Origin of the sequence: Sphingomonas sp. Leaf242 (genome assembly GCF_001422045.1) — a bacterium.
In the GTDB taxonomy this organism is placed as follows: Bacteria; Pseudomonadota; Alphaproteobacteria; order Sphingomonadales; family Sphingomonadaceae; genus Sphingomonas.
The window spans coordinates 275,108-290,607 of record NZ_LMLW01000007.1; the positions used below are offsets into that span (position 1 = coordinate 275,108).

Consider the following 15,500-nt stretch of genomic DNA (forward strand, 5'->3'; position numbering starts at 1 on the left):
GGAGAGCTCAGTCCTTGCGCCGAAGCACGGCAACGATCGGAAAATGGTCCGACGGATAGCGGTCGCCGGCGTGATCGGTCAGCACGGCGACGCTGACCGGCGCGAAACCGCGTACCATGATGTAGTCGATCATTGCCTGGGGCTTGCCGGTGAAGTCGTGGAACGTGCCTTCAGGACCGGCTTTCCTGGGCGAGGTCGCCCAGACATCCGTGAGAACGGCCGACAGCCGACGATGCGCTTCGCTGTCGGGCGTCGCGTTGAAATCCCCGGTGAGCACGATCGGCAGGCCCTTGGCGAGCATCGGTAGCCTGGCGGCGATCAGGTCTGCGGATCGACGACGGGCTTCCTCGTCTTCGACATCGCGGTTCGCGAAATGCGTGTCGATCATGAGGAACCTGTAGGGCTTCGTGCCGCGCGTTGCGAAGATACCCCAGGTGACCATCCGTGGCAGCGTCGCACCCCATGCCATGCTGCCTGGCACCTCCGGGGTTTCGGAAAGCCAGAAATCCCCCTGGCTGACGAGACGGAGATGATCGGTGCGGTAGAAGATCCCCATATGCTCTGTCGAATGCCCGCCGAAACGGTCGCGGCCGAACCAGCGGGATTTTGGCAGCGCACGGACGACATCGCGGCCTTGCGACTGGAATAGCTCCTGTGTTCCGATCACGTCGGGATTGGCCGCGCGGACCGTCTTCACGAACACGTCGCGGCGCTTTGCCCATACGTTCGGACCATCGTCGGGGTTCGGATAGCGCACGTTGAACGTCATGACGCGCAGGTCCTGTGCGACCGCCGGCATTGCCTGGGCCAATGTCAGGGTAGCCAGGATCTTGAGGGAATGGCGCTTCATGGAAAACCTGCTGCACGAAGAATGACGGGATGGTCCGATCGGATTCCGCCGCGCTAATCGGGGTTGATGTCCGTCTGATGACATCGACCGATGCTCACTATCGCTGCCAGTTTCGATTGTGCGACCACGCCTAAAACGGCGTTACATATATTATACGATACGTCACATCGCCGTCATACGCTCGCCCTAGGGGCGGCGCAGACCAAAGTTATTCCCCATTTTCAGGTGTTGCATGAACAGATTTGATCGTTCTGCCGAGGACGTGCGTCCGATGTCCGGCGTGCTCGCTTTGCGCGGCAGTGCCGCCTGTCTGGCGATTGCAATTGCTACGCTGGCCCTGCCGTCGGCCGCCTATGCGAAGGGTACTGACGCACCATCCGCGCAAGCCCAGGCGCAGGGGATCGTCGTCGGCAAGTCCGACGAGGTCAAGAATGCTGCCGGTGAGGAGATCGTCGTCACCGGACACGCGTCGAAGAAGGCGGAGATCGAGTCGACCGGTACGACCAGCGTCCTGTCGAGCGCCGACCTCCAGCGCCAACCCAATGTCAGCGTCGTCGATGCGATGGCACGACTGCCGGGTATTTCGGTCGCACCCACCGACTTTTTCGGCACGCCTTCGTCCGGCAATCACGGCGGCCTCGACGGCGCGGCGCGGGGTGGCGCGAGCTTCGTCTATCTTCGCGGGCTGAGCGGTTCGTACAACGTCAATCTGGTCAATGGCGCGAACGCGGCGCAGGGCATGCCGTATTCGCGGCAGATCCAGCTCGATCTGCTGCCCCCCGTCGGCATCGCCGCGGTGGTCGTCAATAAGACGTCGACCGCGGACATGGACGGCGACGCGATCGGTGGCACGATCGATTTCCGCACGCCGTCCGCGTTCGACTTCGACAAAAAGACGCATGTCGGTCTCTATCTGCAGGGTGGCCTGAGCCAATACGCGCTCGATTACCACACGCCGGCGGGGACGGGGATGGTGCAGGCCGAAGTCTCGCACCGGTTCGGCAACGACGAACAGTTCGGCGTCTACGCATCGGGTTATTACGGCAAGCGGTACTTCGCCTCGACGATGGTCGACTTCCAGGCAGGTCAATGGGAGTTCGCGGTCTCGCAAGGCGAGCAGGGCAGCAATCCCGATGGATTTTCCAAGAAGGACAATCTGCTGCTGACCAGCACCAATGCCCAGTTCAGCGAGGGCAATCAGGTGCGGTATGGCGGCGCGCTCGGGTTCGACTGGCATCTGGGCGCCACGAAACTCTACGCGCGGGGCACCTATGCGGTCTCGAACATCGAACAGAACATCTATCAGAAAAGCATCCAGGCCGACCGCTATTCGGCCGCGGTCGTTCGCCCCGATGGTCTTTACCAGAATGCCGAGAGCGACGGGGAATATCACGCGTGGTTCGAAACGGCGCCGGCGCAATCCACGCTCGCTTCCGGAGTCATCGGCGGTACGACCGATGCCGGTCGCCTGACGCTCGGCTACAGCGGCTTCTGGAGCTGGGGCAAGAGCGCGGCACCGGACCATTCGGAGGTGACCTACCAGACGTTCGCGGGCAACCAGTTGAACGGCCCCTTCGCGCTCTCCTATCGCAACGGCTATCCTCTGCCCCTGCTCAGCGCTGCGCAGCTGGCCCGTTTCAACAACAATGCGCTGTACGGCGTCGAACAGGACAGCGGCGAGTTCACGAATTCGCGCAGTACCGCCTCCAAGCTCGGCGGACGCTTCGATGCGACCTACAAGATCGGGTCGTGGCTGGAATCGCTGACAGCCGGCGTCAAGGTCGTGCACAGTACGCGCGACAGCTTCTCGCGCGACTACAGCAATCTGAACTTCCTGCCCGCCGGCCAGACACTGAACGCCAGCCCGTTCGCGCGCGGCGAGGAGTCTTCGATCGATCGGGAATACTATCCGTACACCTTCGTACGAGGAGATGGCGCCGCGCTTACCGCCGCGGCGCGCAACGCCGCAGCGGCCACGACGCTGTCGGCCAACGACTTCAATCGGAACACGCTGTCGGGGCATGAAAACGTTTATGCGGGGTACGCGCTCGCCAAGATCGTCAGCAACGCGCTCGAGGTCCAGCCGGGCTTGCGGTTCGAGCATACGGATATCGACAACATCTTCTGGAATTCCGTCAGCGTCGACGGCACCTCGGGATCGGCGCTACAGGAAGGCTTCAAGTCCAGCCGGACCCACTACGACATTCTCCTCCCAAGTATTCACGCCAACTATCGGTCGGGCGAAGAGAACGTCATTCGCGGTGCGGTCTGGCGCAGCTACACGCGCCCGGCGTTCTTCCAGCTTGCCGGCGGGAGCCAGACGAGCGTGAACTCTGATGGCACGATCAGCGTGACCGAGGGCAATCCGGATCTGAAGGCCGTCAAATCCTGGAATTTCGACGCCAGCATCGAACACCAGCATCGCGGTTTCAGCGCCTCCGTCGCCGGCTATTACAAGGCGCTGAGCGACTATCTCTACGATCGGGGCACCGACTTCCGCGCCTCGCAGATCGCGGTCGATGGCCTTCAGTCGGTGTCCAAGCCGGTCAACGGCGGAACCGCAGGCCTTTACGGCGTGGAAGTCGCTGCACGCTACCAGCTGGTGGAGTTGCCCGGCTGGGAATCCGGGTTCGGCATATCCGGGAACATGACGCTGCAGCATTCGTGGGCGCATCTCAACGACGCGTCGACCGACAAGTCGCAGCCGATGCAGGGGGCACCCGAACGGCTCTACAACGCCTCGCTGTTCTACGAAAAGGGCGGCCTCTCCGCGAACGTTTCGTACAGATACAACGGCCCGTTGATCGCTGCGTACCGGTTCGGCACGTTTGGCGGCAAGCAGCTGAACGACACGCAGCGCGCGACTAGAAGCGTCGACACGACGGTCGGCTACAGCGTCAACAGCGATCTGAAGATCGCCGGCGCGGTGTCGAACATCTTCGACAATATCAGCTATTACCGCACGGTCGGCCCTGACAGCTATCAGGTTCCGCAGATCGTCCGCTGGGGCCGCACCTTTACGATGACGCTCACGGCAGGCTTCTAGCCGCGTTTCCCGACACCTGCCGATCTCATCGATCGGCAAGGTACTTCACACGACCGACCCAGGAGACGCCGACATGCGGGTGCCCTCAGCCATTCTTGCCGCGACCGCGATACTCGGCCTTTCCGCAATTGCCCTGGCGCAAGGCGTCGTCGAACGCCCGGAAGGCGAGGAGCCGCTCGTCTACTTGGCGAAAGGCGCGTTCGATATCCTTGCGGTGCTTCCGCCTGCGCCGCAGCGGGACGACCCGCGCTGGCAGGCGGACCGCGCGATCTTCCGCCAGACGCGTGCGTTGGTCGGCTCGCCGCGCTGGCGACTGGCGACCAACGACGTGAAGCTCGGGACGGGCGACATGATGCGCGATTTCAGTTGCGCGATGGGGGTCGAGCTAACGCCCGCCAACGCACCGCTGACCGCGCGCCTGATCGAGAAAGCCGGTTCCGACACGGCGCGCAACACCGGCATCGCGAAGTCATTCTACAAGCGAGAGCGCCCCTATCTGATCGACAAAGGTCCGGTATGCCAGCCGGTCGGTGAATTGCAGGGCAGCTACGACTATCCGTCGGGACATACCACGGCGGGGTGGACCTGGGCGACCTTGCTGGCACAACTCGCACCCGACCGCGCGACCGCCATCCTCGCACGCGGTCGCGCGTTCGGGGAAAGCCGCATCGTCTGTGGCGCGCATAACGCCAGTGCGGTGGAAGCCGGCCGATTGTCGGCGAGTGCCACGTTGACCGCGCTGTCGTCGTCGCCCGCGTTCCAGGCGGATCTCGCGGCGGCGCGGACCGAGCTATCGGCGCTACGACAGGCTCCCGCCGCCGCCCGTCCGGCGGTTGCCGGCTGTGCTGCCGAACGGGCGCTGATTGCCCAGCCCATTCTACGTTAAGCGCCTATTCGGGTCGGGTGAGTCCCCGTGGTTCACCGGGTAAAGGCATGTGGCGGCAGTCGAAATGCTAGAGCAATCGAGCGCGAGTGCAGCGCGCAGTAAGACCATCTGAACGCCCGCCCCGCGCAAACTGCGCGCACGCTGGTTAGGGCGTTTCGTAGTCCCCGTTATCACTCCAGCGGCTCGGACGCAGCCCGCTGACCGGCGTCACGAGGCGACGGCCTTATGTAATTTTCGTACGCTCTGCCGCCGACCAGTGAAAATATTACAAATTCACCGGTGTTCACGCCACCGATTGTGTCATTTCCGTCACTATGTCGCGCTGTTCGTCACACGCCAGCATTGCGGCTTTACATGACAGATACGTTACCTCACTTCTCTCCCCATAGTCCTGATCAGCCGCGCCGCGGCGGTCGGGACACATCGTTCCGGACGGATCGTCAAAGCGACCGTTCGGGGCCACTGGGGGGAAATTATTTCATGATCTCGACATCTCATTCGACCTCGAAGGCGATCCTGCTCGCGGCCGCTACGCCGCTGGCATTCATTCTTTCGACGGCCGCCGGTTTTGCACAGGATGCGACCACCACCACCGACGCTTCGGCAACCGCGCCGGCTCCCGCTACGATCACGCCGCAGGAGACCAAGGCCGAGCCGGCCGATGCGACCGGTCAGGAGATCGTCGTCACCGGTTCGCTGTTCCGTCGGACCGACACCGAGACACCGTCGCCGGTCACCGTGCTGACCACGCAGACGCTGCAGCGCGCGGGTATCACCAACATCAACGATGCGGTCCGCTCGATCTCGGCGGATGGCGCCGGCTCGATCTCGACCGGCTTCCAGAACGGCTTCTCGGCCGGTGGTGCCGCCGTGTCGTTGCGCGGCCTTGGCGTATCGTCGACGCTGGTGCTGATCGACGGGCTGCGCTCGACCAACTTCCCGCTCAACGATGACGGCCACAACGCCTATGTCGATCTGAACTCGATCCCGTTCAGCGCGGTCGAGCGGATCGAAGTGCTGAAGGACGGCGCGTCGTCGAGCTATGGCGCCGACGCGATCGGCGGCGTGGTCAACATCATCATGAAGAAGCACGTCGTCGGCGTGTCGGGCACCGCCGAGGGCGGCATTTCCGAACTTGGCGACGGTGGCCGCTACCGCGCCAACCTGACCGCCGGTATCGGCGACTATGACCGCCAGGGGTTCAACTTCTACGTCAACGGCGAGTATCAGAAGGACACGGCGATCTCGGTCAGCGATCGCAAGTTCCCGTTCAACACGCTCGATCTGAGTTCGATCGGCGGTGCGGACGGCAATCCGAACGACAACGCACTTCCGCAGAATACCATCAACGCGATCGTTCGCCGTTCCACGCAGACCGACCTGAACAATCCGTTTGCCGGCGGTACCGCCGCAACGGGCACTTACACCTCCTTGAACCTCAACTGCGCCAACGGAACCTATACGGTCGCCGGCGCGGCTGGCGGCACGGCGTGCAAGCACGACAACACGAACGAGTATACACAAGTCCAGCCAGCCCAGGAGCGGTACGCGTTCTCAGGACGTCTGAGCTTAAAGGTTGCCGATAATATCGAAGGTTATGTCTCGGGCAGCTATTCGCACAACCAAGTCGTGACCAAGACGCGTCCACCATTGTCGATCCGCCAGACGCAGCCCTATGGCGCATCGCCGACGCTCGCATCGAACAATCCAGGTATCGTCCTGCCGGTGTATATTTGCTCGGCGGGCGTCAATTGCGTCACGGCAGCCGACCGCCAACTCAACCCGAACAACCCATATGCAACTGCCTTTGCCAACGATCCCAGCAATGGTGCGGCCCGCATTTATTACCTGTTCGGCGATCTGCCTGCGAGCCAGATCCGCACCAACGAAGTCATCCGCGGCGCCGCTGGTCTGCGCGGCAGCTTCGACGGCGGCTGGAACTGGCAGGTCGACGCGGTCGGCGCGAAGGACAACCTGAACATCGACTCGCTCGGCGTGGTCAACATCGCCGGGCTCAAGCAGGCGATCAACACCGGCGCATACAATTTCGTCAATCCGTCGTTGAACAGCCAGGCAACGCGTGATCTCGTCGCGCCGCGCTATTCGGTGGGCTCGCACACGTCGCTCGCCTCGCTCGATGCGTCGGTCAGCAAGGCTCTGTTTGATTTGCCCGGCGGCCCGCTTCAGGTCGCCGTCGGTGGTCAGATCCGTCATGAGGTCGAGGAAAACAACAGCCTCAACGCGAACCTCGATCGCTATGCCAACACATCGGCAGCATTCGGGTCGCACACCGTGACCGCAGGCTATTTCGAAATCAACGCGCCGGTGCTGAGCACGCTCGAGATCAACGGTTCGGGCCGCTACGATCATTACTCGGAAGGCTTCAGCAATTTCTCGCCGAAGATCGGTGCGAAGTTCACGCCGATCAAGCAGATCGCAGTCCGCGGTACCTATTCGAAGGGCTTCCGCGCACCGACGTTCGCCGAGAACAACGCACGGTCGAGCTATGCCGGGTTCGTCAACTCGACGCCGCCGTGCAGCTTCATCCTGGAACATGGCGGCTCGGGTACGCTCACGTCGTGCAGCGCCAACGGCAATCCCTATAATCTGGCGTATAACGTGGGTTCGGGCTTTTCTGGCAACCCTGACCTGAAGCCAGAAAAGTCGCGCAGCTTCACCGGCGGCATCGTCGTCGAGCCGACCCCGTGGTTCAGCTTCACGGTCGACTACTACAACATCAAGAAGACCAACGTAATCGTCACCGGGCCGCAGACCGCGGACGCGCGCGCTGCCTATTTCGCCGGTACCCCGCTTCCGACCGGCTATTCGGTCGCCGCGGTCGACTCGATCGATCCGCTGTTCCCGAACGCGCGGCCCCGCGTGCTCATCATCAACGCACCGTACGTCAACGCGGCTAGCCAGATGGTGTCGGGCATCGATCTGGGGGCGAACGTCAACGTGCCGCTCGGCGGCGAGGCGCGCTTCATCAGCCGGATCGACGTGACTCGCCTGTTCAAGTACAACGTCGACAACGGTAACGGCGTCGTCCAGAAATTTGCCGGAACGCTTGGACCGTACGAGCTGTCATCGGGCGCGGGCACGCCGCGGATCCGCGGCAATTGGCAGAACACGCTGCAGTTCGGAGCGTTCTCGCTGACCGCGACGACCTATTACGTGTCGCGGATCAAGGCGGTCGCAGCGGATGAAATCGACGCCGACGACAACGGCAACATCGATTTGAGCTGCGCGAACAACCTGTATGGAACCGGCGACAAGTTCTGCTACATCAAGCGCTTCATCTACGCCGATCTGAACATGTCGGTCGAAGTGAACGACAAGTTCTCGTTCAACTTCAACGTCGGCAATTTCACCAACGAGAAGGCACCGGTCGCGCCGGCGTCGTACTCGGGGACCAACTACCTGCCGACCTGGCATTATGCCGGTGTGATCGGTCGGACGTTCCGCGCTGGGGCAAACTTCAAGTTCTAACCTTCGCTGACAGAGACGAAGAAAGGCGGCCTTCTCGCGAGGGCCGCCTTTTCTGTTGGATGGGGGCACGTCGCGTGGCGACGGATCGCCGCCGATACACCCAGCCTTAGCGCTACAGGCGGAGGCGCACGATCAGTTCGCAGTCTCCTTGCGGGCGCCGACAATCATCCGGCGTGCAATCCGGCGAACGCCCTCATCGTCCTTGGTATCGTCGGTGGCCGGATCGCCGAGGTGATCCAGACTGTCTTCCATGAAGTCGAGCAGCCCTGGATGCTGCGCCTCGACATATTCCATCAGCTTGAACAGCAGGTGCTCGGTCGCGATCTCGCGCTGGCGGGCGCTTACGGCAGTGGCGTCGGTCATTGTCATCTCCCTCAGATGGAAGCGAAAACGCGCCCGGTGCGATAAGGAGCCAGACTGTAGGACTTACGCCCGAATGATCGAGCGATCGCCCGAACTTACCGCCCCGACTGTAGGGAGCTTGGTCCATCGGCGTCAGCCCGCACGCCAGCCGCATCGGCCGCAGCCGCCCGGCGTTCGGCACGTGCGTGTTCGCGGAGGAAGTCGCCGACGCCGCGATCGGTGCTGCACAGCCGGTCCCAGTGCCGGAAATACAGGCCATAGTTGCACGCGTAGAGCTCATGATGCCGCTGGTGATGGCTGGCCGTGATCAGCCAGCCGCCAAGCCGTCCCGACCACATGAACTTCGGGAAGATCTCCCACCCCATGTGGTTGGTGACGCCCATCACCGTCATGATCGTCAGCACGATGGCCAGCCCGCTGATGTGGATCGGCACGAAGAAGACCAGCAACGGGATCACGACCGCGCCGGTTAGCGCCTCGATCGGATGGAACGCCATCGCCGCCCACGCGGTCGGCGGTCGGCTGGCATGGTGCAGCGCATGCGCGAGCTTGAACGGCGCGGGCCGGTGCATCCAGCGATGCGTCCAGTAGAACCACGCGTCGTGAAGCAGCAGATAGAGCAGCACCGAGACCGGCCAATACCAGAGCGGATACGCGTGGATGTCCGCATAGACGCGGGTCCAGCCGCGATGCTGCCAGCCCCAGGCGACCACGCCGGCCGGGATGCCGTAGATCGCCGCCGAGGCGAGGCTCCAGACGATCTCGCGCCGGACCTGCGGGTCGAGGCCCATATACAGACCCGGATGCTTCCGGCGCGTTGCCCAGGCGAACGCGCCCGAGACGGCGAGATAGCGGATGCCGACGATCACGGTCATCGCGATCGCGGACAGTATAATGGCCAGCATCATAGCGCGCGTCGTGTCGGTTCGGGGTGGCCGGTTCGTACCGTCAGGGCGCGACGTCGGGCGGGCAGGCCCCACCACGGCGTACCCGGCGACAGGTGATGTTCGTGATGATAGCCGCCGAAATGAAAGCACGTCAGCAGCGACAGCAGCGGCGGGATTTTGGCGCTGTGCGCGTGGTGATGGTCGGCAAACGGCTCGTCCCGCTCGCGGTGCGGCAGCCAGGTGCCGAACACGAACAGCTGCAACACCGCACCGAGTGCGGGCACCGCCCAGAACACGACGATATTCCCCAGCGGCGCACCCAGCACCAGCGTATAGACCAACGCGACGAGCGTGATGCGGACGATCTGCCCGTGCGAATAATAGGTGCGGAAGAACTGCCCGAACCACCCCAGCAAGCTCGGATCGCCGCCATGGAAATCGGGATCGCCCGCGGTGCCGGCATGGCGATGATGCAGGTGATGCTGCGGCAACAAGGTCGCGTAGGACAGACAGGCGTACAGCGAGAGGCAGGTCGCGCCGGTCAGGCGGTTGAGCTGCGTATAGCCGGGCGCCAGCGCGCCGTGCATCGAATCATGCGCGATGATGAAGAGGCCGGTGCTGAGCCAGGTCTGCACGACCACCATCACGATGGCGATCGGCACGGTGGCCAGACTCCACTGCCAGAAGAAGATTCCGGTGATGTGGATCGCGAGCCAGACCGCGACGATCGCCGCGGCAAGCGACAGACCGATCCACGCCTGACGCTGAGCCGCAGCGCCGCGCGAGGCCGCGGGCAGGGTATAGGCGCCGCTCACTGATCCGCCACTACCGACGGGGCCGCCTGCGCAGATCGTGCGACGCGGCGCTGGGGATCGGCATTGGCGCGCAACTGCGCCTTCAGCACGGCCGGCTTGCGCGCGAACAGGAACCCGTGGCTGACCGTGCCGTCCTTGCCCTCGACCGCGTGATGAAGCCGGTGCGCCTGCAGCAGTCGCTTGAAATAGCCCTGTTTGGGGACCCAGCGAAACCCGCCGCGCTGATGCACCAGCATGTCGTGGACGAACGCGTAGATCCCGCCATAGACGGTGATGCCGAGCGCGCCCCACCAGAGTGGCTCCCACCACAGGCCGACGACGAACAGCATGATCGGCACGATCGCGAATACGATCGCGTAATAGTCGTTCTTCTCGAACCACCCGTCATGCTCTTCGTGATGCGATTTGTGCCAGCCCCAGCCCCAGCCGTGCATCACGTATTTGTGCGCCGCCCAGGCGAAGCACTCCATGAACAGCACCATGCCGGCGACGATCGCGAGTTTCTCGACCCACGACATCAGCGTCTGGCCCCGTGATCGGCCGTTCGATGCGACGATTTCATCATACGCTCCATATACGCGCTAAGGCGTTGCGATGCGAGGCATTGCGCCCAGAATATCGGTTGCTCGCTGAGGTCGGCGAGCGGTCGTCTTTGAAGCGGCAAGACACAAGTTGAGTTCCGTGCTCGGCGCACCGTTGCCGGCATCTGGTATTGCTACCGCCTTGTCACAAAAACGATACCAAAGACTATCATAGGTCGGCCCAGCTTTTGGCTGGGTGGGAAATAATGATGACCCGTATTCTCGTGTCGCGCGTGGCCTTGGCCACCGCGCTCTCTACTATCGCGCTCGTCGCACAGCCCGCTTTTGCGCAGGCCGCGACAACACCCAGCGTTCCCGCAGCCGGCCAAGATGGCGGAGATACGAACGGCGACGACATCGTCGTCACCGGCCGCGCCGGTACCGAAGGCCAGCGCAAGGTCGAGACGAGCTACGCCATCTCGACGATCTCCGACCGCGATCTCCGGCTGCGCGCACCGGTCGGGGTGGCCGAAGCGCTCAAGCAGGTGCCGGGGTTCTATACGACGCCCACCTCGGGCGAAGTCAGCGCGGGCGTCCGCGTTCGCGGTATCCCGAGCGACGGGTTCCAGACCGTCGCGCTGCTGGAAGACGGCATTCCGATCCAGGGCGACCCGGGGCTCGGCTGGCTCAACGGCGACCAGTCGCTGCGGATCGACCAGACCGTCGAGCGGATCGAGGTCGTCCGCGGCGGACCATCGGCGATCTTCTACTCGAACGCCCCCGGCGCGGCGATCAACTTCATCTCGCGGCGCGGCGGCGATACGCTCGAGGGGCTGATCCGCTACGAAGGATCGAGCTATAACTCGCACCGCGTTGACGGCTGGCTCAGCGGCCCGATCGGCGATACCGGCTGGCACTTCTTCACCGGGGGCTATTACCGGCTGTCCGACGGCCAGCACCATTCGGACTTCAGGCAGGACCAGGGCGGGCAGATCCGCGCCACGCTGTCGCGCGATTTCGATCGCGGCTCGGTGTCGTTCGGCGTCAAGCGTATCGATGAACGCGTCGGCTATTGGGGTGGCGGCATCTACACCACTAACGCGGACGGCGACGTCGTCAGCGTTCCCGGCCTCGACAATCGCAAGGACAATATCGCCGGCCCGGACACGCAACATCTGACCTTCCGAACCCCCACTGGCCCGGTCTCGTTCGACAATGCGGTCGGCAGCACGGTCCGGCTCACGCAGCTCAGCCTGCAAGCCGAATACAAGCTGACCGATACGATCAAGATCCAGCAGAACATGCGCTACCGCGACAGCTTCACGCAGCGCAACAGCATCACCCCCTACAGCGTCGCGCCCGCACAGGCGTTCCTCACCACGAATTTCGGCAAGGCGATCAACGCCGCTGCCGGGCAGACGCTCGGGCTGTTCTACCGCGACACTGGCACCGCGTTCGATATGGCCAACCAGAACGGCAACGGGCTCGCACTGGTCGATCTCGCGCGGACGCATACCGTACCGCTGAGCGAGTTCATCAACGACACCCGCATCGTCGGCAAGCTTGACCTGCTCGGCCATCACGATCTCGCCATCGGCTTCTATTACGCGCGGGAGAACGAGCGATATGGCGCGAACACCGCGTCGGTGCTGACCGACGTCAAGAACCACGCCGACCTGCTCGACGTTTATCGGCTCGACGCCAGCGGCAACAAGCTCGCGTCGCTGACCGAAGGCGGCATCGTCGGCTACGGCGCCGAGTTCGCCAACGCCAACGGCATTTCGGACAACGTCGCGGTCTATGCGAGCGACGAGTGGCAGATCACGCCGAAGCTGCGGTTCGACGGCGGCGTCCGCTACGAACGGATCAAGACCAGCGGCGCGGTCGAGGGCGCGCAAAAGGTCAATCTGGGGCAAAGTCCTACGCTCGCCGATGACTCGGTCGGGACAGGCACGGGCGTCTTCACGCCGTTCTCGCGCAAATATGACGGGTTCGCCTGGACGGCGGGCGCCAATTATCAGTTCCAGCCCTATGTCGGCGCGTTCGTGCGCTACACCGACACGTTCCGGCTGCCGGCAGTCTCCAACTTCATCACCAATGCGGGCGCGACGCCGGTGGTGCAGACGCTCAACATGCTGGAGGGCGGCATCAAATACTCGCGCGGCCCGGTCGATTTCTACGCGACCGGCTTCCGCACCGTCTACAACAGCTACCAGATCAGCGATTTTCGCACGCTTGCCAACGGCCTGCTATCGCCGGTCACGGTGTACGGCGACACGATCACCAAGGGCGTCGAACTGGAAGCGACGATCCGTCCGGTCGCGTGGTTCGACCTGCACGGCTCCTGGACCTACCAGGACTCACGCTTCTCCGATTTCGTCTACACCAACAGCGCAGGCGTGCTCACCGACTATTCGCACCACCGCCTGAACGGCATTCCCGAGAATATCTTCCGCGTCACCCCCGGTGTAACGCTGTTCGGCGATACGCTCCGTGTCCAGGCCGACGTCAATTATTCCGGCCAGCTCTATACCGACGTTGCCAACAAGATCAGCCTGCCGTCCTATGTCAGCGTCGACCTGCAGGCGCAGGTCAACGTCGCGTCGAAACTCCAGCTCCAGCTGATCGCGCAGAACATCACCAACACGCTCGGCCTGACCAACGGCAATCCGCGCGCGGGAACGATCGACAGCAGCGAAGCGGGGCAGGCGGTCTTCATCGGCAGCTCGCTGTACCAGCGCAACGTCCGCGCCGCCGTCAGCTACCGCTTCTAAGCCGGAAGGATCCCATCATGCTCGATCGTCTCGCGCTCGTCGCGCTCCTGTTTGTATCCTCCTCGGCAGAGGCGGCTGCTCCTGTTGCCGCCGATCCGAAGATCCCGCCGGTTGCCAGCCTGACGGAGGGCCAGTGGCTGAAGGGCGATCTCCATCTGCACTCGCGGCACAGCACCGATTCGAGTAACAACCCGGAGGCGAAGATCATCCGCTTCGCCGAAAACGCCGGGTTCGATTATTTGGCGATCACCGATCACGACAATCACGTCCACGGCGACGTCGCGCACAACACCTGGTCAGACCCCGAGTTCAAGTCGAAGTCGGTGATCCTGCTGTACGGCGCGGAATGGACGACGGTGCGTGGCCACGGCAACGTCTTCTCGGCCAAGCCCTATGATCACCAGCGCCTGTTCGACGTCGAGGACGAGCGCGATGCGAAGATCCTCGCGGTCAAGAAATCGCTCGGCATCCATTTGTCGGCGAACCATCCGAGCGGCAAGGATCATTTCGGCTTCTCCTACGACATGGTCGACTCGATCGAAGTCTGGAACTCCGCGGTCTGGCCGACCAACCTCAACGCGATGATGATCTGGGACGATATGCTCCGCTCGGGTCGCAAGCTGACCGGGCGCGGCGGTAGCGATTCTCACCACGGCATTCCCGACACCGCTGCACAAACCGTGCCCAACAGCATCCAGGCGACCGCCAACTATGTCGGCACGCCGACGACCTGGGTCTTCGCCAGGACGCGCACCGCGCAGGGTGTGATCGATGCGCTCGGCAACGGGCGCGTCTCGGTCAGTGCCAACCCCGACGACCCGCGCGTCGAGCTGTTGGCGGACCGCGATGGCGACGGTCGGATGGACATGATGATGGGCGACAACGCGGCGCCGACTGGCAGGCCGGTGACGTTTCAGGTCAAGCTCGTCGGTGGCGGCATCAAGGGCGCGGCGTACAAGATCAAGGTGGTCAAGGATGGCGAGGATTTCGGCGCCTATACCAGCAATCCGGCGACCGGATCGGTGACCTTCACCGACACGCCGCCGGTCCACGGTCGCACCTATTACCGCGTCACCGTCGAGGGCCCGCAGACGCCCTATCCGCAGGTGCCCAATTCGATGGCGCTCAGCGGCAACATGGTCGCGCTGTCGAACCCGATCTTCTTCAACTTCGACCCGAAGTTCTAGCGCGGGGTGGGCGGGGCGACCCGATGCGGGATGTAGCGACCACCCTCAGGTGATCCAGCTCCGCACGCAGGTCGCCGACCACGTCGCCTGCGGCCGCCGGACGACGCAGATCAGCCCGTATCCGAAGGAATCCTGTTCGCGAAAAGACACTTCGACGATCGCGAGACGTCCGGTTTTTGCGAAAATCGGAGCCGTGAATGTCACGTACCTGGCGTGGCCCTCTTCGTCGGTTGCCGCGCCACGCGTCCCCTTCCATTCACATGCAGGCTTGAAGTCGGGCACCGCATAGGCCGTCGCATTGCCCGCCATGTCCTCTAACTCTTGCGAAGACAGCGAGAGCGAAGCCTTGAAGTCGGGCGTCCAGCTCTGGATGGACAGGATGCGGGAAGCAGCCTGCACATCCGGGGGATACGCTGTCGATCGCGAGTTTGTCGTGGCGGTATAGGCCGCCTGTAGAACGTCGCAGGTTCGCGCCGCCGATGCGAATGTCGTCGTGACAGGCGGTGAGCCGGCTGTCATCGGTCCGAGAAGTCCGACCGTCAGTGCCGCCATGATCAACAGCATCGGTTTCCAAGACTCCCTGGCGTTTGGGCACACTGTCTTGGCCTATATACCACGACGGCGCGGCCAGTGGCCAGTCGATCACCGCCGGTCGCCTCTCACTAGCGAACGGCGGTGATCT

11 protein-coding genes are annotated in these 15,500 nt (G+C 63.3%); 5 read left to right on the plus strand and 6 right to left on the minus strand.

Annotation, left to right across the window (positions count from 1 at the left end):
• Nucleotides 1-7: 7 nt before the first annotated feature.
• Nucleotides 8-850, minus strand: coding sequence for an endonuclease/exonuclease/phosphatase family protein (locus tag ASF09_RS05745; protein WP_060525323.1), 843 nt, complete (start codon nt 848-850; stop codon nt 8-10).
• A gap of 232 nt (nt 851-1,082) precedes the next feature.
• Between ASF09_RS05745 and ASF09_RS05750 the strand changes: the two genes are divergently transcribed.
• From ASF09_RS05750 to ASF09_RS05760, 3 genes are all read left to right on the plus strand, one after another.
• The gene (locus ASF09_RS05750; protein WP_082444108.1) at nt 1,083-3,896 is read left to right on the plus strand and encodes a TonB-dependent receptor; all 2,814 of its coding nucleotides are present in this window, start codon (nt 1,083-1,085) and stop codon (nt 3,894-3,896) included.
• Between the two features lie 73 nt (nt 3,897-3,969).
• Nucleotides 3,970-4,782, plus strand: coding sequence for an acid phosphatase (locus tag ASF09_RS05755; protein ID WP_060525325.1), 813 nt, complete (start codon nt 3,970-3,972; stop codon nt 4,780-4,782).
• Between the two features lie 480 nt (nt 4,783-5,262).
• The gene (locus ASF09_RS05760) at nt 5,263-8,271 is read left to right on the plus strand and encodes a TonB-dependent receptor domain-containing protein (protein WP_060525326.1); all 3,009 of its coding nucleotides are present in this window, start codon (nt 5,263-5,265) and stop codon (nt 8,269-8,271) included.
• A gap of 132 nt (nt 8,272-8,403) precedes the next feature.
• On the opposite strand, the gene ASF09_RS05765 is transcribed toward ASF09_RS05760, so the two are convergent.
• The 4 genes from ASF09_RS05765 to ASF09_RS05780 form a co-directional block, all read right to left on the minus strand.
• Entirely contained in the window at nt 8,404-8,634 is a 231-nt protein-coding gene (locus ASF09_RS05765; RefSeq protein WP_060525327.1) for a hypothetical protein, read from the minus strand.
• Nucleotides 8,635-8,729: 95 nt separating this feature from the next.
• Nucleotides 8,730-9,542, minus strand: a complete 813-nt coding sequence (locus ASF09_RS05770) for a sterol desaturase family protein (protein WP_060525328.1) — start codon at nt 9,540-9,542, stop codon at nt 8,730-8,732.
• Nucleotides 9,539-10,336: a fatty acid desaturase gene (locus ASF09_RS05775; RefSeq protein WP_235529672.1), complete on the minus strand. Its 798-nt coding sequence runs from the start codon at nt 10,334-10,336 to the stop codon at nt 9,539-9,541. Before ASF09_RS05775 ends, ASF09_RS05770 begins: the two co-directional genes overlap by 4 nt.
• Nucleotides 10,333-10,854 (minus strand): sterol desaturase family protein, encoded by a 522-nt coding sequence (locus ASF09_RS05780; protein WP_060525329.1) that lies wholly within the window; start codon nt 10,852-10,854, stop codon nt 10,333-10,335. Before ASF09_RS05780 ends, ASF09_RS05775 begins: the two co-directional genes overlap by 4 nt.
• A 269-nt stretch (nt 10,855-11,123) precedes the next feature.
• On the opposite strand from ASF09_RS05780, the gene ASF09_RS05785 reads away from it, so the two are divergent.
• On the plus strand, nt 11,124-13,631 hold the full coding sequence (locus ASF09_RS05785) for a TonB-dependent receptor (protein ID WP_060525330.1): 2,508 nt from the start codon (nt 11,124-11,126) through the stop codon (nt 13,629-13,631).
• A 17-nt stretch (nt 13,632-13,648) separates the two neighbouring features.
• Nucleotides 13,649-14,818: a CehA/McbA family metallohydrolase gene (locus tag ASF09_RS05790; RefSeq protein WP_060525331.1), complete on the plus strand. Its 1,170-nt coding sequence runs from the start codon at nt 13,649-13,651 to the stop codon at nt 14,816-14,818.
• 45 nt (nt 14,819-14,863) lie between these two features.
• Here the strand turns inward: ASF09_RS05790 and ASF09_RS05795 are convergent, their stop codons facing one another.
• Complete coding sequence (locus ASF09_RS05795) at nt 14,864-15,382, minus strand: hypothetical protein (protein WP_060525332.1); 519 nt, start codon at nt 15,380-15,382, stop codon at nt 14,864-14,866.
• Between the last annotated feature and the right edge of the window lie 118 nt (nt 15,383-15,500).

What these genes read in the sequence shown, in the direction of transcription:
- ASF09_RS05745 (WP_060525323.1), bottom strand. Translation starts at nt 850, where the DNA reads ATGAAGCGCCATTCCCTCAAGATCCTGGCTACCCTGACATTGGCCCAG.
- ASF09_RS05750 (WP_082444108.1), top strand. Translation starts at nt 1,083, where the DNA reads ATGAACAGATTTGATCGTTCTGCCGAGGACGTGCGTCCGATGTCCGGC.
- ASF09_RS05755 (WP_060525325.1), top strand. Translation starts at nt 3,970, where the DNA reads ATGCGGGTGCCCTCAGCCATTCTTGCCGCGACCGCGATACTCGGCCTT.
- ASF09_RS05760 (WP_060525326.1), top strand. Translation starts at nt 5,263, where the DNA reads ATGATCTCGACATCTCATTCGACCTCGAAGGCGATCCTGCTCGCGGCC.
- ASF09_RS05765 (WP_060525327.1), bottom strand. Translation starts at nt 8,634, where the DNA reads ATGACCGACGCCACTGCCGTAAGCGCCCGCCAGCGCGAGATCGCGACC.
- ASF09_RS05770 (WP_060525328.1), bottom strand. Translation starts at nt 9,542, where the DNA reads ATGATGCTGGCCATTATACTGTCCGCGATCGCGATGACCGTGATCGTC.
- ASF09_RS05780 (WP_060525329.1), bottom strand. Translation starts at nt 10,854, where the DNA reads ATGTCGTGGGTCGAGAAACTCGCGATCGTCGCCGGCATGGTGCTGTTC.
- ASF09_RS05785 (WP_060525330.1), top strand. Translation starts at nt 11,124, where the DNA reads ATGATGACCCGTATTCTCGTGTCGCGCGTGGCCTTGGCCACCGCGCTC.
- ASF09_RS05790 (WP_060525331.1), top strand. Translation starts at nt 13,649, where the DNA reads ATGCTCGATCGTCTCGCGCTCGTCGCGCTCCTGTTTGTATCCTCCTCG.
- ASF09_RS05795 (WP_060525332.1), bottom strand. Translation starts at nt 15,382, where the DNA reads ATGCTGTTGATCATGGCGGCACTGACGGTCGGACTTCTCGGACCGATG.